The following is a 23,024-nucleotide window of genomic DNA, read 5'->3' as shown; positions in this document are numbered from 1 at the left end:
ACAGGAGGGAAATCAGCCCTCCTGTTTTTTTCGACCCATGATTGAGGCGCTAGTACCGATCATCCTCGTCGGCGTGCGTTTCACTTTCAATTTCTTCGGTTGCGTCCTTGCTTCTCTCACCAGAACTGCTCGTCCGCGGGGATCCGTAAATTAATATGGCGGTCAGTAGGACAGCGACTGCCACTATGCCGAAGACCAGGTCGTAGGAGCCCGAGAGTTGCCTTGTGATGCCGGCAACGACTGGTCCAAGCATCGCGCCAATTCGCCCAATTCCGAGAAACATGCCAACGCCTGTACCGCGAATTTCGGTGGGGTAGGAAGATGCCACCAAATTGTTCAAAACAATTTGCGAGCCGACGACAAAGGCTCCCGCAGCTGCGACGGCCACGACGGTCGAAAGAGGCGTATGGGCGCGTGCAAGCGCGCCAATGGCGATGGTGCCGAGTACAAAGCTCGATGCGATGACACGACGACGGTCGCCGATGCGGTCGGCGACCGCAGCAGTTAGCAGGCCGCCGCCGACCGCGCAGGCGGCGAGAAGCGAGCCATAGGCGAAGCTTGCCGAGAGCTTTTCCCCGCGCGCAAGTATGATCGTGGGCAGCCACGTTGACAGACTGTAGGCAGAAAACAGACTAAGCATGCCTGCGCCCCAAAAGCAAATCGTCCGTGCCATGTATGTTCGCGACAGCAAGAGCCGAAACGAGGCGCTTTTTTCCTTACGCGGAGAGGAAAACTGTGCTGATGCATACGTCGTTGCGCGCTCAGGCTGAATGTTCGTCAGGAGTGTAGCGAGCGCTGCCCAACGAGAACGGCTTGCGAGGAAATGCGGCGATTCGGGAAGCCGATGCAACCACACACTGACGGGTAACATTAACGCACCCGCGAAGTAGAGACTTTCCCAGCCATAGCGCGGAGCAAGCCAGGCTGCAACGAGTCCCGCCGCGGACGCTCCGCCTAGCCAGCCCAGGGAGAAAAACCACGCTGTGAACAGGTTCGATGCACGGGAAGGGGCAATCTCGTTGATGTAGGTAATGGCAACCGGCATGAGCAGCCCCAACGAGAGGCCCATGACGAAGCGAAGCACGATATACGAATGCAGATCGCGTGCGAAGCACGCTATCGCAAGACTCATCGCACTTGATGTCCAGCAGCCCAGGAGTAGAGCCGTTCTGCGTCCGAACCTGTCGGCGAAGAATCCAGAAATTGTCGAACCGGCGGCGAATCCGGCGAGCCCGCTTGAGAGCAGTGCGCCGATCTGTTGTGCGTTGAGCCGCCAGTCCGCAGCAACGTAGTGGACAATGTATGCTGTGTTGTACAGGTCGTACCCGTCAAACAAGAGAATCAGTGAAATCAGTAGACCGAGCTTGATGTGGAACGGTCGGAGGGGCGCGGACTCTATCTCATGGGAGACGTCGATTATCTTTTCGGAAGTAGCCGCTTGCCGAATCCCGACTCCGCCGGGGTGATTTTTGCGTTGTTTGGCAGGGTGTGCAGCGCTTGGGCTGATGCTCACGTTTCGTCTCCGTAATGTCATTCTGCGAGGGGCGCAGCTTGCGGAGTGTTCGGTAACGGGCAGTCTTGAGCTGCGCCCCTGTTTTGTTCGTTGAGGCCGTCAGGAAAGTCGCGGAGGGATACGAACCGGTGTGGGTAGCTCGATTCCTGCTCCGGCACGAGTGGCGCGTGCGAGAATCTCGACCCCAAGTGCGAGGTCGGACACACCCATGCCCATTGCCTTGAACACGGTGATGTCGTCGTTGGCACTGCGAGCCCGCTCGCCTGCTACGACGTCACACAACGACGATACCTCTTCCCATCGTTGCGATTTGCCGTACGTGCGGATCAGCTCGGTTGACAGCTTTTGAGCCGCTGACAGGTCGTCTACGACGGCGCGGGTGCACCGTGAAAGCACTTCGTCATCGAGTTCGATGCGCTCCTCGGTGATTGCGCCGACTGCGTTGATATGGGTACCCGGTGCGACCATCGAAGCATTGAGGAACGGCTGTTTTGCGCGCGTCACGGTTGTGATAATGGGCGCGTCGTTTGCTGCCTCTTGAACAGACTTCGACTCTTCAATTTCGATTCCGGGGAATGACTGGCGGGCACGCTCGATGAATGCAAGACGCTTCTCCGGTGTCGGGCTGAATACTCTTACTTGGCGAAGCGGGCGAACGGCTGCGACAGCAGCAAGTTGTGCGAGCGCCTGCTTGCCGGTGCCGATCAACGCCAGTAAGTCTGCATCGGGCCGCGCTAGCCAGCGTGTCGCCACCCCTGAAATGCTACCGGTGCGCATTTGACCGAGGGCGAAAGCTTCGATAATCGCTTTTAGTTGTCCGGTACCCGAATCGAAGAGGATGAGCAAAGGACAAGTGCCGCCGGTGGTATGCGCCCAAGTTTTCGTTCCCACGAGACCGCTGTCCGGAACGCTCGCGCCAATTGCATGCAGATTGTTTTCACCCCATGCGACGTGAGTCTTGACCATGTTTCGCGCGTCTCCGCTTGCCTGAAGCGCGAGCCCCCGTTCGAGCGCTCCAATCGCGTCGGGCAAACTCATCAGGTCCACAACGTTCTGTTCGGAAATCCAGATCGGTGAAGTCATGGGACTATCATTCCTCAAAAATCGAAGGCACCGGCGGTGCCAGTTGCAACGTGTTGACCACGATGGCGTGGGTGATATAGCGGCCGATCAGCAGAGCGAAAGCCATCGCTTCCGATGCGGGGACAAGGCTGGCGAATGCTTCAAACTCCTGCTCTACGCCGATGCCGCGCTTCTCGAGCACAGCAAGTGCATAGACTTGCGCGGCGGCCTCGACCTCTGTGAATGTGCCGGCACCAGCCGGGTCGAGTTTGGTAACCTGGGCAATCCACTCGCGCGGAAAGCCCAGCTTGACGCTCAGGCGTTCGTGTTGATGGCGCTCGTACCGATTTTCCATATAGCTGGCAACCGTCAGTGCGCCTAGCTCAGTGAGACGGTCGGGTAGGGCATCTTTCAGTGCATCGGTGAAGTGCATGAACTGAAGGATCACGTCGGGGGCGTTACCTGCACATTTGAAGAGTTCGCCCAGATAGCCCAGTCGTCTGACCCGAGGTTCGAGATAGGCCGCGAGGTCGGGGCGTAGCGATTCCATTTCGAGGCGCGGAATCTGTGTGCTCATGTCTGTCTCCAATAACTGTCTTCTGAGCTCTCGTCCATGGTCCCTAGATCAAGCCTGCACGCTCGAGGACGCCATCAAGACGCTTTTCGAGTTCAGGTGTTGCAGGCACCATCGGGAGGCGGTGTTCATTGCCTGGCAGCAGGCCCATCCGCTTCATCATGTACTTGATGGGAATCGGGTTCGTATCGAAGAAAACAGAAAGATTCAGATCGAACAGGTCGAAATGCAGCTTTCGGCCAGCTTCGAGGTCACCGCGCTCGACGACCTCATAGAGCTCTGCGACCTTGCGCGGTGCGAGGTTTCCCACCGCGTTCATCAGGCCGCACGCCCCAACCGCGAGCATCGGGAAGCTCAGTTCCTCGAGCCCGACGAAAACACGCCAGTCAGGACCGAATACGTCGAGCATGTGGGTGACGAAACCCATGTCGTTGACCGCGTGCTTCATACCCACGAGGTTCGGCGCGCGTTCCTTGATGGCCTTGACAGTGGCCAGGTCCATGCTGACTGCAGCACGGCCAGGGATGTGATAAATCAGAACGGGCCGGTCGGTCCGACCCGCAACTTCAACGTAGTACTCGACGAGGCCACGTTGAGGCGGTCGGATGTAATAGGGCGTCACGACGAGCAGACCGTCGACGCCAGCCTTGTCTGCGTGTGCGGTCAGTTCGAGCGTCTCGGCAAGTGACTGCGAGCCGGTGGCGGCGAGAACCGGAACGCGACCAGCGGCGGCCTCGATTGCAACCTCCACGAGCCGATTGCGCTCGCTAACGGTAAGCGTGCCAGGTTCTGCAGTGGTGCCGTTGACGAGCACACCATGACCGCCGTTAGCGATTTGCCAGTCGACGAGGCGTGCGTATGTTTCATAGTCCACCACGCCATTGCGGAACGGCGTGACGAGCGGGGTAATCGATCCTTGCAGTACATTCAGTTGGTTCATGGTTATTCTCTTCAGGCGCCAGCTGCGCTACGGTTGGTCTGGAATCCGGTCTCCGTCCCCAGCAATGCGGGGGCTTCCTTCATGCTTTCCTGCCAAAGCAGCGATTCCATGTAGATGTTGAGTGGTTGATCCTGGATAGTCAGCTCGTAGACCGATTCGTCGTGCGATGCATGGTTGTGGACTGCCCAGCCCGGAGCCGACAGCATCAGGTCGCCCGCCTTCCATTCGTAACGATTGCCGGCAACCATGCTGTGCCCGGAACCCGAGAAGTAATAGTTGATTGCAGCCGAGACATGGCGGTGCGGGCGATCAACGATCTTCGGCGGACGAACCGTCATCGTCGCGAAGAAGTTCGGCGTAATGCCGTTCGTGCGGCCAGTAGACGGGTTGTACATCATGTACAGGCGTCGGCCGATGTAGTCACTGCCGAGTGCCGAAAGCTTGTCGAGTTCCGCCTTGACGTTTTCCCAAGGGAAGTGAAGCGGCTTCGATTCGATTACCGTTGGGTTGATCAGCGTCTCATACGGCATCAGAAGACCCCCTTCGGTGCCAATCGGGAAGGTACCGAACGGATTCTTGCGGCGGGGGTCGTCATCCTTATGCATAATCGCAGCCCCGCTTGCGACGTCGAGTGCAACATCGAAATCCGGCACGTAGATTTCCATGTGCTGCAGCAGAGGAATGTTCGAGTAGGTCAGCCGAACCTGGATTTCGTCGGTATCGTTGATGTGTTGATATGCAACGTACGAGGGGTGATTCCAGACGTCGTATTGGCGGAACGAGATCGAGCGGCCTGCAACGATAGTGCGACCGCCGCCACGGATGCAGAAGTTCACTTCGGTCGCGTTATGGCGCATCGGTCGCGTCGATTCGCCTGGAAGCAGCACTTGAAGTGCTACCTGGATACCGGGCGCGAGACCAGGGCTCGTGCGGTCTGCCGCCGGGTGGACGATCAGCGACTGGCGACGGCCATCTTCAGGTGCCGGCAGCGCCGCAAGCCGTGCCACTTCGGCTTCGATTTCCTCGCGCGTGATGACGACGGGTTCCCAATAGTGGTTGTCGCGTGGACTTCCGCCTGTCTGGTCGATAAACATGGCTTGGCGAGTTGCGAACTCGCGTTTTAGTTCTTGCATGGTGTCCTCTTGCTCCTGGGTTGGCCGTGGCGTGTCCGTGGCGATTGCTGCGTTGCTTCGGCGATGTGCGCAAACGATAGGCTTCGTGCGGTTAATTATCAAGATTGATAATTAAAATCAATATAATCATGCTGATCCTTATACTAAGGGAGCGAGACGTACATTCATTGAGGTTCAACGCGGTACAATTGGTTGATTACATCCAGGGGCGAAGGCGCAAGTAAATGCTCAAAGATCTGTTGACTCGTGCGGAAGTGCTCGAACTGCTCAGCATTAAACCCAGTACGCTCTATGCGTACGTGAGTCGGGGAATGATCAAGACTGCGCCGCACGCTGACGGGCGTAGGAGCCTTTATTACCGCACTGATGTCGAGCGCGTCCGTAGCCGCAAGCGCGGACGGCCACCTGCAGTAGCCGCAGCCGAATCGACGATGCATTGGGGCGCTCCCGTAGTGGCATCTGCGATCACGCAGGTGACGCCTGGGGGGCCGCTTTATCGAAGCCGGTCCGCTGTCGAGATGGCGCGCGCCGGGGTTGCCTTCGAATCGGTCGTGCAGCTATTGATTACGGGCATGTGGCAGGACAATTTCGCGCCGTGGCCGGCGATTGCGACTCCAGCCGACGTGAGGCAGTTGCTGGATCACTACCGAAAGACTTCTGTTTCTGGTGATATCGGTAACCTGCTTGGCATGATTACCTTTGGGCTTGGCATGCAAGATCGAGGGGCGAAGGAGATTGCGGACGGCGCATCTGTGCCCGCTGCGCGGCTGATCATGCAGACGATGGCCGGATGTCTTGGTTTTCTTCAGGTCGCACGTCGCTATGCTGAACGTCAACCGTATGAGTCGCTCGCGACTTTCTTGTTACGCGCCAACGGAATCGCCCCAGCGCCAGAGGCAGTCCGCGCCGTCAATGGAGCGTTAATCGTTCTTGCCGACAACGAACTTGCGCCGGCTACATTCGCCGCGCGTATTGCGGCCTCGACTAACGCTGACCTGTACAACTGCGTATCGGCAGCCATAGGTGCGCATGTGGGATTCTCCACGGGTACGGCTACGCAAAAGGTGGAGACTGCGTTGCTTCAGACCACTTCTGCAAAAGATCTCTCGCAAAGAGCAGGCCTGGTCAAGGAGTACGGCGCAAGTTTGTTCGGATTCAATCATCCGATGTATCCAGGCGGTGATCCCCGCGCGGACCTCATTCTTGAGTTGACGCGGTCGTTGCCGAAACTCGATGCGGGAACGCGGAATACGCTCGCGTTTCTGGACGATGTCCGAGGGAGTTTTGAATCCAGTCCTGGAGTGGCGGTATCACTGGTCACGCTAACTCGTGCGTTGGGAATGCCAGACGGATCGGCGACGGCCATCTGGATCCTCAGTCGTACGAGCGGGTGGGTCGCGCACGTCTTGGAGCAGCGCACACTCGGGTTTCTGTTGCGGCCGCGCGCAAAATTTGTGGGGAACCCGACTCAGCGGTGATCCAATTGACATAAATATAAAGAGCGAATTTCCGCTTGTTACGGGACCATCGCGTTCTCGAACAAGCCCTGGGGATTGGGCGGGCAGCGGACGGCTAGATCTCGATTTCGCCGCCGATCTTGGACCAGCTGTACCCGCCCGCTAGCGTTTCCCGAACTGAAGGCTATTTCGAAAAGTCATCTTGATAGCTGGAATCCAGAAGAATTCGGGCGCGTTCGAGAAAGATCAACCGGCGATTCGAAAAAGCGCATTCGCATTCCACTGATTGCCTTCTTATCATTACGGAGCACGTGGCCCGGGGCCGCGCTCATCCGACACGACGGGGGTGGCGCGGTTCGGTCGAATTCGCGCATCTGACGGACAACAAAACCGGAGGCATGGAGGCAATGCAAGGGCTGGTTTTTCAAGGCGACTGCAAGGTAGATCTGGTTGATTTCGACGACCCGGTGCCCGGTCCCGGCGAGGCAATCGTCGAGATAAAAGCATCGGGCATGTGCGGAACCGACCTGCATTATTACCGCAACGGAATGAGCGAATCTTTGCGCATGCTGGGTCTCGCGCATCGGATCGAATCGGATCGCATCATCGGCGGCCACGAGCCCTGTGGGGTCGTAGCGGCGGTAGGCGCGGGCGTGGACGCGAAGTCCATCAAGGTGGGCGACCGCGTCATGGTCTTTCACTACGCGGGCTGTAACTTTTGTGAGCATTGTCGTACGGGCTGGACGCAGTTGTGCGATCACGGTGCCCGCATCTACGGGGTGCTAAGTCATGGCGGCCACGCGCATTTCATGAAGGTGCCCGCTTCGTCGCTCGTGCATCTGCCTCAGGAGATGTCGTTCAAGGGAGGTGCGGCTGTCGCGTGCGGGACCGGTACGGCCTGGGGGGCATTGCTGCGTCTGAACATCAGCGCGCGCGACACGCTCGCCGTTTTTGGCCTCGGCCCCGTGGGTCTGTCTGCTGCCCAGTTGGCCTCGGCCATGGGCGTCGAGGTGATTGGCGTGGACATCAGTGCCACGCGCGTCGAGCAGGCCCGCGCATTCGGCGTTGCCCATGCCATCGACGCAAGCGTGCTCGATCCGGTCGAGGAAATTCACAGGCTTACCGGGGGCAAGGGCGTGTCTTGTGCGGCCGAGTGCGCGGGCGGTGAGACGGCGCGACGCCAGGCTATCCGCAGCACCAGGATGTGGGGGCGAATTGCGCTCGTGGCTGTTGGCGGCGAGGTCACCGTCGACGTCATGCAGGACATGATCGGCAAGCAGCGGACGCTGATCGGCTCGTTCACGTTCTCGCAGGTTGCGATGCAAGACTGCGCCCACTTCATCGCCGACCATGGCGTCGAGGTGGACCGGCTCTTTACCCGCGAGTGGACGCTCGCTCAGGGTCGTGAAGCTTACGCCGAATTCAACCGTCAGTCCGGCGGCAAAGGCGTATTCGTGTTCTGACACCGTGCGCCGGGTATCACGCCGGAATTCGAAGTTTGCTGCCGGGTACGGCAGCGGAGAATGCAATGACAAGGACCATCGAACTGAAACACCCGCGCCATCTGTTCATTGGTGGCGCCTGGGTTGACCCTGCCACACCGGAGACGGTCGACGTGATCGATTGCTCGACCGAAGAGGTCGTCGCGACCGTCGCGAAAGCGGTGTCCGGGGACATGCAGCGGGCGGTTGCCGCCGCGCGGCACGCTTTCGACGTCGGCCCGTGGCCACGCATGACGCCACAGGAGCGAGCGGCCTACCTTGAACGGCTCGCGGCACGCCTCGAGGCGCTGAATGACGAATTCGCACGTATCTGGGCAATCGAGACCGGGATCGTCTACAAGGTCGCCCAACCACGTATCGGGTTGTTCATCGGCGGAGCGTTTCGCCAGTATGCGGCGATGGCGTCGACTTTCGCTTTCAGCGAAGCGTGCCGGTCGGTCACGGGAAATCCGGCCTGGCGCGTTTTCGAGCCGGTCGGCGTGGTTGCGGAAATTCTCCCGTGGAACGGGCCTGCCGGCTTGCTGGCTTATAAAACGGCTCCGGCGCTGCTGGCAGGCTGCACGCTAGTCATCAAGTCCCCTGTGGAGGCGCCGTGCTCGGCTTACCGGTTCGCGGAAATCTGCGAAGAGATCGGTTTGCCTCCTGGCGTGATCAACGTGGTGACAGCGGATCGCGATGTTTCCGAAGAACTCGTGCGTCACCCCGGCGTGGACAAGATCACGTTTACCGGATCTACCGCCGCCGGGCGCAGGATCGCCTCGATCGCGGGAGAACGGGTAGCACGTGTGACGCTGGAACTCGGCGGCAAGTCGCCCGCCATCATTCTCGACGACTACGATGTAGAGGCCGCCGCGAACGCGCTGGGCAATGCCTACTTCGGCTACAACACCGGCCAGATCTGTCATAGCCTGACGCGCGTGATCGTACCGCGAGCGAAACACGACTCGATGGTCGAAGCGCTCTCGGGCATTGCGCGCGCGATCGTTCTCGGCGATCCGTTTGCAGAGCAGACCACCTCGGGCCCCCTGGCCAGCGCCCGGCAACGGAACACTGTGGAGCGTTACGTCGCAAGAGGTATAGCGGAGGGCGCAAGGCTTGCGACCGGCGGCAAGCGGCCTGTGCATCTTGAGCGTGGCTTTTTCTTCGAGCCCACCGTTTTTGGCCGCGTCGACAACCGTTCGGCGATCGCGCAGGAGGAGATTTTCGGACCGGTCCTCTGCGTCATTCCCGCCGACGACGAAGCCGGTGCGATCAAGATGGCGAACGACAGCCTCTTTGGCCTGAACGCCGCGGTGTTCACGCACGACCGGGATCGTGCCATGCAGGTCGCGCGGCAGCTCCGGTCGGGCACGGTCGGCCACAATGGACCACGTACCGACTTTTCGATTGGCTTTGGTGGTTTCAAACAGTCGGGCATCGGCCGCGAAGGCGGCGTGGAGGGACTCACCGCATTCATGGAATCGAAAACGATCATCATGGCGTGATGGACATTCATCACGTCAGCTTGTTCATATAGAGGTCAATCGTATGAAGACTGTATCCATCAAGACTCCTTACTGGGACATCGCCGCCGACGTTCATTTGCCGCCGGATTTCAGCGAGTCGAAAACGTATCCAGCGATCATCAGCGCGCATCCGATCGGCAGTTGCAAGGAGCAGACTTCCGGCAACGTTTATGGCGAAGCGCTCGCGAAAGAGGGTTTCGTCGTGGTTGCGTTCGATGCGAGCTTCCAGGGTGCGAGCGGCGGTGAGCCGCGCTACATCGAAGACCCGACACTGCGAGTGGAGGACTTCCGCCACGTCGCCGACTATCTGGTTACGCTGCCGTATGTCGACGAGAACAGCATCGGCGTGCTCGGGATCTGCGGTGGCGGTGGCTACGCCATCAACGCAGCGATGACGGAACGGCGCATCAAGGCAGTGGGTACGGTGACCGGCGCCAATTATGGTCGGCTGATGCGTGAAGGCTTCAGCAACTATGACCCGATTGCCGCTCTGGAAGCGATGGCAAAGCAACGTACCGCGCAGGCGCGCGGTGCCGCGCTACGTGTCGATGATTTACTGCCGTCCTCACCGGAGGCCGCGAAGGCAGCCGGCCTCACCGAAATCGACCTCTGCGGTGCGACGGAGTATTACCGGACCGATCGGGGGCGTACGCCGCATGGTGTCAACCGCGCATTGTTTTCGCACCAGGCCGCTGCCGTCGGCTGGGATGCGTTCCACCTGTGCGAAACGTTACTCACGCAACCGCTGATGGTCGTCGTAGGCGACAAGGTCGGAGCGTTTGGAGCCTATCGCGACGGATGCGAGATCATCGGGCGCGCCGCCTCGAAGAAAAAGGAACTGGTAGTCGTCGAAGGCTGGTCGCATTACGACCTTTACGACAAACCGGAGCCTGTGTCTCAGGCGCTTGTCAGGCTGATTCCCTTCTTCAAGGCGAATCTCGTAGATCACATGGCATCCGAAAGCCCGCCTAGCGCCCGGATTTGAGTTGTGCCCACAGCCTGTTCTCGAGCCGCATGATCTCGGCCGGCAGCGGTGCCTGCAAGGTCAGCGATTTCAGCCGGTCGGCGTCGGGATAGATCGCGGGATTGCCGACTATCGACGGCTTGACTAGCGAGCGTGCAGCCGCATTGGCATTCGGGTAGAACACCTTGTTCGTGATTGCGGCACTGACCTTCGGCTGCAGGATATAGTTGATCCACTGCATCGCCGCGTCCGCGTGCGGTGCGTCTTTCGGTACGGCCATCAGGTCGAACCACAGGATGCCATCGCCTCGAGGAATCGAATAGCGAATCTCGTAAGCACGATGCGCTTCCTCCGCACGCGCTTTCGCGATCGCGACGTCGCCGGACCACGCAAGCGCAACGCAAACGTCGTCGTTGGCGAGATCGTTGATATAGCCGGACGAATTGAACTGTGTAATATACGGACGAATGTTCCGATAGAGCTGGTACACGGCCTGGTAGTCTGCGGGGTTTGTGCTGTTCGGGTTCTTGTGAAGCTGGATCAGGCCGACCGCGAACGCGTCTTCTGGCGAATCGAGCACCGACACGCCGCACTGCTTGAGTTTGGACACGTACTGCGGGTCGAACAACAGTGCCCAGCTGTCGACAGGCGCATCCTTGCCGAGAATTTCGGCGACTTTCGTCGAGTTATAGCCGATGCCATCCGTTCCCCATGACCACGGCACGGTGTACTGGTTGCCGGGATCGGCATTCGACACCATTTTCATGAGCACTGGATCGAGATTGGCGAGATTGGGGATTTTGCTCTTGTCGAGCTTTTGATACACGCCCGCCTGAATCTGTTTGCCCGCGTAGGCTGACGAAGGCACGACGACGTCGTATCCCGACGAGCCAGCGAGCAGCTTGGCCTGCAGGGTCTCATCGCCATCGTAGACGTCGTAGCGCGTATGGATGCCGGTCAGCTTCACGAAGCCAGACACCGTGTCATCGGCAATGTTGTCCGACCAGTTATAGAGGTTGAGTTCCTCCGCGCAGGCACGAGTCGCGGTCGTTGCAAGGGCCACCAGCGAGGCAGCGAAGACAGCGCAGAGAAGGGGCGGAAAACGACGAGTCATCATATTGGGCTCTCGGATCAGGAAGATTCGGTTCGGACTACCAGGGGAGGCGAGCAGCGGCTAATTGCGAGGTGCCCGGTCGGGCTGCCAGCCAGCGGCTTCGAGCGCGCGCAGCAACCGTTGGGCATTGAGAGCGCGGACCTGTCCCACGCGGCCTTCCATGTCGGTGGCCGCAAGAAGCGCATTGAGGATGGCTTCCTCCACGGCATCGGCCGCCGCGACAAACAGTGCCGTCATCCAGTCCGGCGTCACGCTCTGCAGTGTGGCAAGCGGTGCGCTGGTGCGGCTGTAGTCGGCGGGTGGCAGCCCGCGGTTACCGACCGAGAACGCGACAAAGATATCGCCGCTCGAGTACTCGGTGCCGCCCCCAACGCGCGCCAGGCCGACGCCGGCGCGCCGGGCAATCTGCGCGCACTGGTGGGGCAGCAGCGGGGCGTCGGTGGCGATCGCGACCACGATCGAGCCCATTCCGGGCGTGCCGGCATTGCGCCGCTCAAACGGCGAGGCCACGTCGGCCAATGCGTGGCCGACGGGATAGCCCGCCACGCGCAGCGCGTCTCGCGTGCCGTAATTGGCCTGGACAATCGCGCCGACCGTCCACCCGCCGTCCTGATCGGCGAGACGCCGCGAAGCCGTGCCGATTCCCCCCTTGAATTCATGGCAGATCATGCCGGTGCCACCGCCTGCGCAACCCTCGGCGACTGTCCCGCCGCGCGCATCGGCCAACGCTTCGCGCACGTGGGCAGCGGTCACATGCTGCCCCCAGATGTCGTTAAGCACGCCGTCAAATGTCTCGAGCACGACCGGCATGCACCAGTACTGCTGCGAGCCCACCGACGCACGCTCTGCCTGTACCAGCGCGTCGCGGACCACGCCGACGCTGTGGGTATTCGTGAAGGCGATCGGCGTGGTCAACAGGCCGGACTCACGGATCCATTCGAGGCCCGTGGCGTCGCCGTTACCGTTGAGCACGTGGCACCCCGCATAGCACGGGTCGAGCCGCGCCATGCCCGGACGCGGCTCGATGATCGTTACGCCGGTGCGAATCGACGATTCCCCGTTCTTTTCGATCAATGTACGATGTCCGACCCGAACGCCGGGCACATCGGTGATGCTGTTCAACGGACCGGGCATGCCACGTCCGATCCGGATGCCGATGTCTCTGATGCGCATACCTTTTCTCCGAGGCGCGGGAAGCGCCTTGTGTGTTTCGACTACTCGCGGACGCGTTTCACCTGCGTCGAGGTACGGCGATGGTAGGCGGCTCGCCGCGGGAGGACTATCGTTCCGACGGGTTAGGCGCAGCGGCGGGGCTAAACCTTTGGGATTAGAGGAAGGAGACGGAATGAAGCTTGAGACGACGGACATCGCGTTTCACCAGCGACTCGGGCGCCTGATCGAGCGTCTCGATGACCCGCAGTTCTGGAATGCACTGATCGACCTGCTGCGGGGCGTCGTCCAGTTCGACAACTGGGTGGTGGTGGTCTTCAGCCCGATACGCAAGCCGTGCCTGATAGCGCAAAGCCAGGACAGCAAGCCATACGACGCGCTGTTTGTGGATTATCTGAACAACGTTTATCTGCTCGACCCGTTCTATCAGTTCAGCCTCGGGCAGATCAGTCCAGGCGTATACCGGCTCGATGAGGTCGCTCCCGATCACTTTCGCGAGACGGAATATTTTCGACGCTATTTCTCGGTGAACGTGGTGGAGGACGAAGTGCAATATCTCGCGCCGCTGCCGGGCGGTGAGACTGTTTCGCTGTCGATGGGCGGCGGTCGGCGCATCGGTCACGCGGATATCGGCACGCTCTGTCTTTACGGTGCATGGATCTTGCCGCTGATGCGTCGCGCCGCACGGCTGCCTGCCGACGAAACGGGCGCACCTGAGCGCGTCGCCGCCGAAAGCGAGCGGCGCAGCCACTTCGAGCAAGCGTTGCGGCGGCGCGCGAATCCGCATCTGACCGACCGGGAGATTGAGGTCGCGATGATGATCCTTGGTGGCCATTCGAGCAAGAACATCGCCCGGTTGCTCGACATTTCTCCGGCCACGGCGAAGGTCCACCGCAGCAATCTTTACCGGAAGCTCGAAATTTCATCGCAGGCGGCGTTGTTCCGGCTCTTCATCGATGAGGATGTCTAGACGTTGGCCGAAAGAACGCCATTCGTGATTTGGTTCGGCGCCATACCGGCATCAGTCCGGAGGGCGCCAGTGATTTGAACCGAGGCATCGCGCGCGGTAATCGCATATCGCGCGCCGCCGTGCGCCTGCAGCGAACCGGTAGCACTTGCGCGTTGCGCCGCAAAGTCCGCGAGCGTGCGCAACGCATCTCGTGCCGAGCGCAAATAGAGCGACTGTAACTGGAACACGTGCCAGCGTCCCGCATGGACTTCGAGTGTGCAGCGTACGCCGCAAGCGTTGGCGTGCAAGGCAAGCCGAAGCGAATCGGACAGCAACGTCTCCTGATCGCCCACCTGGACCAGCATCGGCGGAAGTCCGCGCAGATCGGTATCGAGCGGGCCGCCCGCAGCCGCAGGATCCGCGCCGTAATACCAGCGCAGGCCTTGCTCCAGCCAGCCGCGACGGATCATCGGATCATCGGCGCTGCGCGTTGAGAGCGTTTCGCCGCCGAGTGCCGCGTCGGTGACTGGCGAGATCAGCGCGAGTGCCGCCGGCATGGCCTCGCCGCGTTCTCGCAGTGCCATCGCCAGGGCCAGTGCGAGCGCGCCGCCTGCCGAATCGCCGGCAATGACGATGCGCTCCGGCGCATAGCCTTGCGCGCGCAACGTTGCATAGACGCGTAGCGCGTCGTCGAGTGCTGCCGGGCACGGGTGCTCCGGCGCGAGCCGGTAGTCAGGCACCCAAACCGCCATGTGCGACTCACGCGCAAGCCGCGTCGTCACGCTGCGGTGTGTGTTGGGGCCACCGAGGCAGAACGCGCCGCCGTGCAGATAGAGGATCGCGCCGCCCGTATCCGCGTGTCTGGGCGCGACGATCTCCGTAGCGACGCCGCCCGCGGGCGTGCGATAACGGATCACGCCGCCCACGCCGGGCATCAGCAGCGACAGCATCCCGACGATGCTCCGCTGGAAGCCGACGCCGAACGGCGGTCCGATCAGCGTGCGGAATCCGACCCGCAGAAAGCCGCGCAGGACGCTTGCGTTGAGTCTTTCGAGCATGCCGGTGGGCTCTGCGACGGTGACGCCGGCCGCCTGTCCGGCGAGTCCTGGTAGCGCCGTCGAGAACCGGTAGGCGGAGAGCCCGGAGAAGCGTGTGAGCCAGCGGTATGAAAGCGTGAAGCCTGGCCAGTTGGTGCTGTTGTGTCCGGACGCATCGACATACCAGCTCTTGCAGCCATTCCATACCGAAGCGGCGAGCCTCTGCTGCACGTGCAGGTTGAATCGCCGGTAGGGACGCGGATCGATGTCGATGGCGCTTGCACCCGAGCGCTGCATCTCGCGCACGCAGCGCATCACGTGCGCAATCTGGCTTTCGAGCATGTAGACGATCGAATTGTGGCCGAGGTTGGTATTGGGGCCGTACAGCATGAAGAAGTTAGGAAAGCCTGGCACGCTCATGCCGAGCCAGGCCTGCGCGCCGCGCCGCCAGACCTCGTTAAGGTCGAGTCCGCTGCACCCCGTAATACGCATTGGCGAGAGGAATTCGGTGGCAGCAAAGCCGGTGCCATAGATGATCGCGTCGACCTCATGCAGCGTGCCATCGGCGGTCTTGACCCCGTGCCCGGTCACGCGCCGGATACCCTGGGTGACGAGTTCGACGTTGTTCCGGGTCATTGCCGTGAGATAGTCGCTCGACAGCAGGATGCGCTTGCATCCGATGGGATAGTCGGGCGCAAGCCGTTCGCGCAGCGCCGCGTCATGAACTTGTTGTGCGAGCAACTTTCTGAATGGCCGACCGACCACGAATTTCATCAGCCCGTTCAAACGTGTGAATGCAATCGCACGCGACTCGTAGCGCAGATAGATCGCAGCGCGATGCAGTTTCATCGCCCACGGCAATTTGCGGAACAGCGCGCGTCGCCACGGGCTGTACTCGCGGTCCGGGCGCGGCATCAGGTAAGCGGGCGAACGCTGGAATACCGTGAGCGACTTAACGGTATCGGCAATGGCGGGTACGAACTGGATCGCCGAGGCACCGGTGCCAATCACGGCGACGCGTTTTCCCTCGAGCCGGTAATCGTGATCCCAGTGGGCGGAATGAAACGCGCGGCCACGGAATTCTTCCTTCTCGTTGGACGGCAAGGCCTGGTGATGGCGCCCGCGTGGTATATCGCTGCGCTCTGTGTGCTCGGCCTCCTGATCGGGCTCGTGTGGAAAGCCCCGAACTACGTCGAGCCCGATTCGCGCCACCGGCAGTGACGACGCCTGGGCGATGACACCAATCGGGCGCACCGGTTCCACTGGGCCGCGGGCGCCGTCATCAGCCCGCGCACCACCTTGCGATCCCCCATGCTACTGACGCTCGGGATGACGCAGTCGCGAATGATGCCGGCCATATAGCATGTAGATCAGCATGCCGATCAGCAGCCAGACGACGAGCCGCACCCAGGTAATCAACGGCAGCCCCACCATCAGCAACAGGCAAAACGCAATCCCGAGGATGGGGACGATCGGCACACCGGGCGCGCGAAACGGGCGCGCTGCGTCGGAGTCGCTGCGTCGCAGGTAGATGACCGCGCCGCACACGAGCACGAATGCAAACAGCGTGCCGATACTGACCATCTCGCCCAGTATGCCGATCGGCGTGAGGGCCGCCACGATGGCGACGACCGTACCGATCATGAGCTGGCTTCGATGCGGTGTGTGCAGGCGCGGATGAACGCTGGAGAACAGGTGGGGGAGCAGCCCATCCTCCGACATCGTGAAGAAGATACGGCTCTGCCCATAGAGCAGCACGAGGATCACGGTCGTCAGCCCGGTTAGCGCACCAATCTTGATCAGTACGGAGAACCAGGTAAAGCCAATGGCATCCACACCCTTGGCGATCGGATCGGGAACGTTCAGTTGTGCATAGGGTACGAGACCGGTGAGCACCGCGGCCACCAGGATATAGAGCAGCGTGCAGATGACGAGCGACCCGAGAATCCCGATAGGCATGTCGCGCTGTGGCCGCTTCGCCTCCTGCGCGGCCGTCGATACGGCGTCGAAGCCAATGAAGGCGAAGAACACCACCGCGGAGCCGCGCAGAATGCCGCTTGCCCCGAAACTGCCGAATGCGCCCGTGTTGGGCGGAACGAAGGGATGCCAGTTGGCGGGATGCACAAAGGACGCGCCGATGGCGATGAAGGCCACCACCACGGTCAGCTTGATCGCGACCATGATGTTATTGAGGCGTGCGGACTCCCGGGTGCCGAGCACCAGCATCGTCGTGAGAATGGCGACGATCAGCACGGCGGGGAGGTTGATCATGCCGGAGGCGGTCGTGCCATCGGCAAGCTGCACCGTCGTGCCGGGGGCCGCCGCGAGTGTGGGCGGGATGGCGATTCCGATGTTATGCAACAAGCTGACGATATAGCCCGACCATCCGACCGCGACCGTCGCCGCGCCCATGGCGTACTCGAGAATCAGGTCCCAGCCGATGATCCACGCAAACACTTCGCCAAGCGTCGCGTACGTATACGTGTAAGTGCTGCCGCATACGGGAAGCATGGCGGCCAGTTCCGAGTAGCAAAGGCCGACAAACGCACAGGCAATGCCCCCTAGCACGAACGACAGGATGATGCCGGGTCCGGCGAATTGCGCCGCGGCGGTGCCGGTGAGGACGAAAATTCCGGCGCCGATGATGGCGCCGATGCCCATCGCGGTGATGCTGGGCGCCCCCAGGGTCTTCGACAGCGCGCGGCCGCCTTCGGCATCCGCGCTGCGCACAATGTCGGCGACGGATTTCCGCGCCCGGTAACTGATGTCGGCCATGGCAGCTTGTCCCATTCAGATTTAATTCAAAACGAATCGATTCGACTTGCTGGACTTCTTTAGAGTACGCCATGGGCGGCGTAAGGCAACCAGCGTGATACCGCCCATGGAGATTTACGCCAGCACCGGGAAACAGGGCCATTACACGGATCTCGTCGACGGGGACGCCCCGGCACGTTGCGGGTTAGCGTGCGTACTGCTTCAGGAACCGATCCGCAACCTGATTGAACTCGTCGGGCGTTTCGAAATAGGGTGAATGACCGGCGTCCTCGAACGTGTACGTTTGCGCGCCGGGGATCAGCGTCTGCACGTGCAAATGGCTGGTCGGCGTCAGGAAGTCGTCGTGCGTGCCGCCGCCGATGAACGTCGGCACGCTGAAATCGGCGAAGTCTTCGGGATGCAGCTTGACGCTATCGTCCTGCATCGTGCGAGCGTCGAAGGGACCGTTGAGCTGCTTGATCTGGCTGTACAGGAAGAACAGTTCCGGACGCTCCTTCACCGTCCTCCGGTTCCAGCCGACGCCATCGCCGCGACCCGCACCGCCGAGGCGCCCGCTATTGAAGGTGTCGCCGGCCGTCTTCAACACATGCCAGTTTTCCTCCGACCACGCGGGCGTGGGAGAGCCGGTGATGAAGAGGCATGACACACGCTCAGGATGACGCACGGCGAGCGGAAGGCCGGCCCACGCACCCAGCGACTGGCACACGAACGCTGCACGATCGATGCCTTCGGCGTCCATGATCGCCAGCATGTCGTCCGGGAAATAGCGAGGGTGCACGAGTTCCGGTGCGCAGTGCGACTGCTTGAAGCCGCGCATGTCGACCGTGATGGTTTTGTAGCGGCTCTGGAAGAAGGGCACTTGCTGAAACCAGCACATCGTGTTTCCTCCGCCGCCGTGCACGAAGAAGACCGGGTGGCCTTCGCCATGAATTTCGTAGTACAGATTGACGTCGGTGGTTTTTACAGTGGGCATTGCTCTTTCTCCTTGGGTAGGGTTCGGCCCGAACGGCGGCCTGGAATGCGTCAGAACTTGTTGCGGAGGCCCGCGGTGATGACGATCTGGTGATTGTTGCTCGATGGCGCGCCGAGATTCGTGAACCAGGCGTTGGCGCCCGATGCCCGCTGGATGCCCGCGCTCAAATAGACATCGGTGCGCTTCGACAGGAAATAGTTGGTGCCCAGCGTCAACTGGTGATAGTGGGCGTTCGTGTAGCTGGCAGACGTGCTGTCCTGGCTTGTGTAGATGTAGCCGGCCGCTACCTGCCAGGCGGGCGTGACCAGCCAGCGGCCGTTGATCTGGTAGTTCGCGAAATGCAGACTGCCGCCAGTGAGGATATCGAACTGGGCGTTGGTGTAGAGGACTGCGAGCGTCGCGGGGCCGAACGTCCAGGAACCGCCCGCACCGAACACGCGGTTGTCCTTCACGTTCGCAATGATCGAGCTGGCGGTGGAATAGTAGTTGTCCGATGCAATGGCGCCACCCGCTGTGCTTCCCGGCGCACTGAGGTGCGCATACGCAGCGTCGAGCCGCAGCGGGCCGTTGCTATAGTCGGCGCCCACGCTCCACGTCCGGTTTTGCGCGAACGCACCGGGTTGATTCGAGAACCCGTAAAGCCCCTCGACCGTCAATCCGCGCAAGGTCGGGCTCGTATACTTGACCGAATTCTGGCTCCGGTACGTGTTATTGAGGTCGTCGTTGTCGTAGACCGAGTTGGCGAATGCGCCCAGTGCGCCGTTCGATGCGGCTTGCTCGAACGTCAGATAGTCTTCGACGCTGTTGTACTGTCGACCGAACGTGAGCGAACCGTAGGTTTCATTGGCAAGACCGACCCACGCCGAACGCCCGAATAGTCGGCCCGCCTGCAGGGCAGCGCCATTCGACGGATTGAAGCCGTTCTCGAGTGTGAAGATGGCACGCGTGCCGCCGCCGAGATCCTCGGAGCCTTTGAAACCCCAACGCGATCCGGCATAGTTTCCTTGTGTGACCTGCCATGTGCTGCCGCCTTTCTGATTGTTGGTGTAGGTCACGCCTTCGTCGATGATGCCGTAGAGGGTGACGGAACTCTGCGCATGCGCACCGGCGGTGCAGGCGAGCAGAGGAATACAGGCAAGTTTTCGAATGTTTCTCATGAGGTAGCGTCTCGGGTCAAAGTGGGGCGGTAGACAGTCAGTCCATGCGTCGTTCGCGAACGCAAAGCACGGCCGCGAGCGAGATCAGATCGCAGGCGGCCACATACCAGGCCGCGGAGAACGGTTGTCCCGTCCTCGCGATCATTGCGGTGACGATGAACTGGGCCGTGCCGCCGAACAGCGTATTGGCGAGCGCATAGGTGGTCGAGAAAGCGGTCGCTCGCACGTTCGCCGGGAACAGTTCCATCATCAGCAGCAGCGTGGCGACGACGCTGAAGCCGAGTAGCGCGGTGACGACCATCACGGTCGTCACGACGGCGGCGGCGTGGGTGGTGCGCGTCACGATCCACAGCGCCGGCAGGCAGGCCGCCGTGCTCAGGATGAACGCAGGCCGCACGAGCGCCTTGCGGCTGGCGCACCGGTCGGCGACGAAACCGCCGATGAACGCGAAGATCGTGAATGCGATCGACGCGCCGAGCGCCGTCGCAAAACCCGTGGACGCGGGAAGATGAACGATCCGGGTCAGATAGCTCGGCATGTAGAACACCATTACGTACATGGTCACGGTCTGCCCCGTGGTGAGCCCGATGGCGGCCAGCATGTCGTTGCGGTGCCCGGCCCAAAGCTCGCCCAGCGGATGACGATGCGCGTCGTGTGCGCCACCCTGAGGCGATTCGGGGAGATGTCGGCGGATATAGAAGCCGATCGGCGCGATCAGCGTGCCGATCGCGAACGGCACGCGCCAGCCCCAGGCAGCGAGGGCATCGGGCGCGAGCGCATGGCTCAGCACATAGCCGCATAGCGCGCCGATGACGGAAGAGACGCCCTGGCTCACCATTTGCCAGCCGACCATGAAGCCCCGCCGATGTTGGCTGCCCGATTCCATCAGATAGGTCGTCGCGGTGCCGATTTCGCCGCCCGCCGCGAAGCCCTGCAGGATGCGGCCGCCGACAATCAGGACCGGTGCGGCCCAGCCGATTTGTCCATAGGTCGGGCACAGCGAGATCAGGCAGGTGCCGATGGCCATCAGCAGAATGCTCAACGTCATGGCGTCACGGCGGCCGACCCGGTCGGCGTAGCTGCCGAGCAGCAACGCGCCGACCGGCCGCGCGAAAAAGCCCACGCCGAACGTGCCAACCGCGAGCAGCAGTGAGGAAATCGGATCGTGAGTGGGGAAAAAGGCACTGCCGATATACGCGGCGAAAAAGCTGTAGACGGTGAAATCGAAAATCTCGAGGCCGTTCCCAAGTGCGGTCGCCACGATGATTTTTCTGGTCGTCGCGCGCGTGCCCGTATCCGCACGATCGGGCGAAGGTTGTACCGATGAAATTTGCACTGGCGTCTCCGTGAGCGTTTTTGGGTTCTGACGAGATGTTTTCCTGCCAAAATATCGAAAACAAAGCAGGAATTTTTTGAGCTATGCTGAATCGTTATAGCTCTGCGCCGGATGCCCATCATGAAGCTCAAACAACTCACTGCGTTGCTGGCCGTGCAGGAGACGGGAAGCTTGCTTGCCGCTGCCGAGCAGTTGAACGTGACCCAGCCGGGCGTCAGCCGCGCGATCATCGAACTCGAAAACGAGCTTGGCGTGGCGCTGCTCGTGCGTTCCGCACGAGGCGCGACGCTGACTGAATTCGGGCTTGCGGTATTGGCGCGGGCACGCTTGATCGATCGTGAGGTGCGCCGGATTGTAGAGGATGCCGAAGCAACTCGCGGTGTGTTCAACGGCTCTCTCACGATCGCGATTACGCCGCCCGCGGCGACGGCGGATTTCGCCGAAACCATCACGGCTTTCTCGGACGCGCATCCCGAGGTGCAACTGCGCGTGCTCGAACTGCGTCCGCATCTGATGGCGAGCGGTCTGCGCGACGGCACGCTCGACGTCGCGCTCTTTGCGCAATACAACGAGCCCGAACGCTCGCCGCATTTCGACGTTACGCCGCTCTACACGCTCGGAATCACGCTTGCGGTCAGCTCACGCTATCGAGGCCCCGGCGAAGTCGGCATCCGCGAGTTGCGGGAGATGTCGTGGCTGGTACTGGATCCCGTGATCGACACCCATAGCCTCGTTTCGACGCTGTTCGGGCAGCACGGGCTGGCGCCGCCGGCACGGATCATTCAGTGTTCGTCGCTCGCGATGTACATCGAGCTGGCCGGGCGTCTCGACGTCGTCTCCGCATGGACGGATGCCGGCATGAACGCACTGTGCAAGCGCGAGGAAGAGGGGGCGATGAAGCGCCTGCGGGTCACGGGGCCCATGCCGACGGCAACGATGTGCATCGCGTATCCGGCGATCGACATGATGACCGCGACGACACGTGAATTCGTCGTGTGGTTTCAGTCGACGTTGCGCAAGTCCGGTTCCGGGGTGCGTTCTTCGGTGCGGAGTACGTAATAATTTGCGGGTGGGCGCAGCGCCGCCGCGCGCTGGCCTGCGCGTCGTCTAGAACGGCAACGCGCCCGGCGGCGCGTTGCGAACCACCGCGAGCGTCGCACCGATATGGTCTTCGAGCGCCAGCGCCGCGCGCGCATCGGCGCGCCGCATCGCGGCTTCGAACAAACAGGTGTGTTCCGCATGCACGTCGCGCGTGGAATTGCCGAGGCCGATGCACACGCGCCGGTAACGCTCGCTCTGCTGCGACAGCATGCGCAGGATCAGATAGGTCCACGACGACGCGGCCGCCGAGATCAGTGCTTCGTGAAAGCGCCGGTTACAGGCTTCCCACGCGGCCCGGTGCGCGATCGACACCGGCTGCTCCCACGCCGAGAGCATCTCGAAGCTTTGCCGCACGCGCTGCTCCCACGCGGCGTCCCCGTATCGCACGGATTCGCGCAGCGCGTCGACCTCGATGTGAATGCGCAACCGCGTGATCGCCTCCAGGTCCGCAACCGACATCGGCGTGACGCGAAACCCGCGCTGCCCTTCGGCGACCACGAGCGCATCGCTGACGAGCCGCGTGAGCGCCTCGCGCAGCGTGGCCGCGCCCACGCCGTACACCGTCTTCAGATGCTCGACGCGCAGTTTCGCGCCCGGCGGGTAGTGTCCTTCGACGATATGTTGCCGAAGCTGGTGGTAGGCATGCTCGCTGAGGGTGCGCGCATGCGGTTCGATTGCATCGTCGGCGGCCGGGTCGGTCGCGGGTAGCGCGTCGCCGGTCAGCAGGGCGGCCGACGGATGCGCGGGCAGGATGGTGTTCAT

General features: G+C 61.6%; 19 protein-coding genes. 6 read left to right on the top strand and 13 right to left on the bottom strand.

Annotated features, from left to right (window positions below; translation table 11 throughout):
• Nucleotides 1-49: 49 nt before the first annotated feature.
• The 5 genes from U5775_RS21585 to U5775_RS21565 form a co-directional block, all read right to left on the bottom strand.
• Nucleotides 50-1,513 (bottom strand): MFS transporter, encoded by a 1,464-nt coding sequence (locus U5775_RS21585; RefSeq protein ID WP_322060122.1) that lies wholly within the window; start codon nucleotides 1,511-1,513, stop codon nucleotides 50-52.
• Nucleotides 1,514-1,612: 99 nt separating this feature from the next.
• Nucleotides 1,613-2,596, bottom strand: a complete 984-nt coding sequence (locus U5775_RS21580; RefSeq protein WP_322060121.1) for an ornithine cyclodeaminase family protein — start codon at nucleotides 2,594-2,596, stop codon at nucleotides 1,613-1,615.
• A gap of 7 nt (nucleotides 2,597-2,603) precedes the next feature.
• Nucleotides 2,604-3,152 carry a hypothetical protein gene (locus U5775_RS21575; protein ID WP_322060120.1) on the bottom strand — a complete coding sequence of 183 codons (549 nt, stop codon included), beginning with the start codon at nucleotides 3,150-3,152 and terminating at the stop codon, nucleotides 2,604-2,606.
• A gap of 43 nt (nucleotides 3,153-3,195) precedes the next feature.
• Entirely contained in the window at nucleotides 3,196-4,089 is an 894-nt protein-coding gene (gene dapA / locus U5775_RS21570) for a 4-hydroxy-tetrahydrodipicolinate synthase (RefSeq protein WP_322060119.1), read from the bottom strand.
• Between the two features lie 11 nt (nucleotides 4,090-4,100).
• Nucleotides 4,101-5,222: a cupin domain-containing protein gene (locus U5775_RS21565; RefSeq protein WP_322060118.1), complete on the bottom strand. Its 1,122-nt coding sequence runs from the start codon at nucleotides 5,220-5,222 to the stop codon at nucleotides 4,101-4,103.
• 224 nt (nucleotides 5,223-5,446) lie between these two features.
• On the opposite strand from U5775_RS21565, the gene U5775_RS21560 reads away from it, so the two are divergent.
• From U5775_RS21560 to U5775_RS21545, 4 genes are all read left to right on the top strand, one after another.
• Nucleotides 5,447-6,700, top strand: coding sequence for a citrate/2-methylcitrate synthase (locus tag U5775_RS21560; protein WP_322060117.1), 1,254 nt, complete (start codon nucleotides 5,447-5,449; stop codon nucleotides 6,698-6,700).
• Between the two features lie 290 nt (nucleotides 6,701-6,990).
• Entirely contained in the window at nucleotides 6,991-8,142 is a 1,152-nt protein-coding gene (locus U5775_RS21555) for a zinc-binding dehydrogenase (RefSeq protein WP_322060116.1), read from the top strand.
• 65 nt (nucleotides 8,143-8,207) lie between these two features.
• Nucleotides 8,208-9,665 carry an aldehyde dehydrogenase gene (locus U5775_RS21550; RefSeq protein WP_322060115.1) on the top strand — a complete coding sequence of 486 codons (1,458 nt, stop codon included), beginning with the start codon at nucleotides 8,208-8,210 and terminating at the stop codon, nucleotides 9,663-9,665.
• A gap of 43 nt (nucleotides 9,666-9,708) precedes the next feature.
• Nucleotides 9,709-10,671: an alpha/beta hydrolase gene (locus U5775_RS21545; RefSeq protein ID WP_322060114.1), complete on the top strand. Its 963-nt coding sequence runs from the start codon at nucleotides 9,709-9,711 to the stop codon at nucleotides 10,669-10,671.
• Here U5775_RS21545 and U5775_RS21540 read toward each other — a convergent pair.
• The gene (locus U5775_RS21540) at nucleotides 10,655-11,764 is read right to left on the bottom strand and encodes a polyamine ABC transporter substrate-binding protein (protein ID WP_415913627.1); all 1,110 of its coding nucleotides are present in this window, start codon (nucleotides 11,762-11,764) and stop codon (nucleotides 10,655-10,657) included. The two genes, U5775_RS21545 and U5775_RS21540, sit on opposite strands and share 17 nt — an antisense overlap.
• A 60-nt stretch (nucleotides 11,765-11,824) precedes the next feature.
• The gene (locus tag U5775_RS21535) at nucleotides 11,825-12,937 is read right to left on the bottom strand and encodes a P1 family peptidase (RefSeq protein WP_322060112.1); all 1,113 of its coding nucleotides are present in this window, start codon (nucleotides 12,935-12,937) and stop codon (nucleotides 11,825-11,827) included.
• 172 nt (nucleotides 12,938-13,109) lie between these two features.
• Here U5775_RS21535 and U5775_RS21530 point away from each other — a divergent pair, with 172 nt between their 5' ends.
• Nucleotides 13,110-13,904, top strand: a complete 795-nt coding sequence (locus U5775_RS21530) for a LuxR C-terminal-related transcriptional regulator (protein WP_322060111.1) — start codon at nucleotides 13,110-13,112, stop codon at nucleotides 13,902-13,904.
• Here U5775_RS21530 and U5775_RS21525 read toward each other — a convergent pair.
• From U5775_RS21525 to U5775_RS21505, 5 genes are all read right to left on the bottom strand, one after another.
• The gene (locus U5775_RS21525; protein WP_322060110.1) at nucleotides 13,901-16,174 is read right to left on the bottom strand and encodes a flavin-containing monooxygenase; all 2,274 of its coding nucleotides are present in this window, start codon (nucleotides 16,172-16,174) and stop codon (nucleotides 13,901-13,903) included. The two genes, U5775_RS21530 and U5775_RS21525, sit on opposite strands and share 4 nt — an antisense overlap.
• 60 nt (nucleotides 16,175-16,234) lie before the next feature.
• Nucleotides 16,235-17,695: an amino acid permease gene (locus U5775_RS21520; RefSeq protein WP_322060109.1), complete on the bottom strand. Its 1,461-nt coding sequence runs from the start codon at nucleotides 17,693-17,695 to the stop codon at nucleotides 16,235-16,237.
• 184 nt (nucleotides 17,696-17,879) lie between these two features.
• Nucleotides 17,880-18,668 carry an alpha/beta hydrolase gene (locus U5775_RS21515; protein ID WP_322060108.1) on the bottom strand — a complete coding sequence of 263 codons (789 nt, stop codon included), beginning with the start codon at nucleotides 18,666-18,668 and terminating at the stop codon, nucleotides 17,880-17,882.
• A gap of 50 nt (nucleotides 18,669-18,718) precedes the next feature.
• A complete protein-coding gene (locus U5775_RS21510; RefSeq protein WP_322060107.1) occupies nucleotides 18,719-19,825 on the bottom strand; it encodes a porin in 1,107 nt (368 codons plus the stop codon).
• A 37-nt stretch (nucleotides 19,826-19,862) separates the two neighbouring features.
• Nucleotides 19,863-21,086, bottom strand: a complete 1,224-nt coding sequence (locus U5775_RS21505) for an MFS transporter (RefSeq protein WP_322060106.1) — start codon at nucleotides 21,084-21,086, stop codon at nucleotides 19,863-19,865.
• A 195-nt stretch (nucleotides 21,087-21,281) separates the two neighbouring features.
• On the opposite strand from U5775_RS21505, the gene U5775_RS21500 reads away from it, so the two are divergent.
• Complete coding sequence (locus tag U5775_RS21500; protein ID WP_322060105.1) at nucleotides 21,282-22,220, top strand: LysR family transcriptional regulator; 939 nt, start codon at nucleotides 21,282-21,284, stop codon at nucleotides 22,218-22,220.
• A gap of 48 nt (nucleotides 22,221-22,268) precedes the next feature.
• Here U5775_RS21500 and U5775_RS21495 read toward each other — a convergent pair whose 3' ends face one another.
• The gene (locus U5775_RS21495) at nucleotides 22,269-23,024 is read right to left on the bottom strand and encodes a GntR family transcriptional regulator (RefSeq protein WP_322060104.1); all 756 of its coding nucleotides are present in this window, start codon (nucleotides 23,022-23,024) and stop codon (nucleotides 22,269-22,271) included.

Origin of the sequence: Paraburkholderia sp. J63, from assembly GCF_905220245.1 — a bacterium.
Lineage (GTDB): Bacteria > Pseudomonadota > Gammaproteobacteria > Burkholderiales > Burkholderiaceae > Paraburkholderia.
This window is presented reverse-complemented; position numbering and strand designations above follow the sequence as displayed.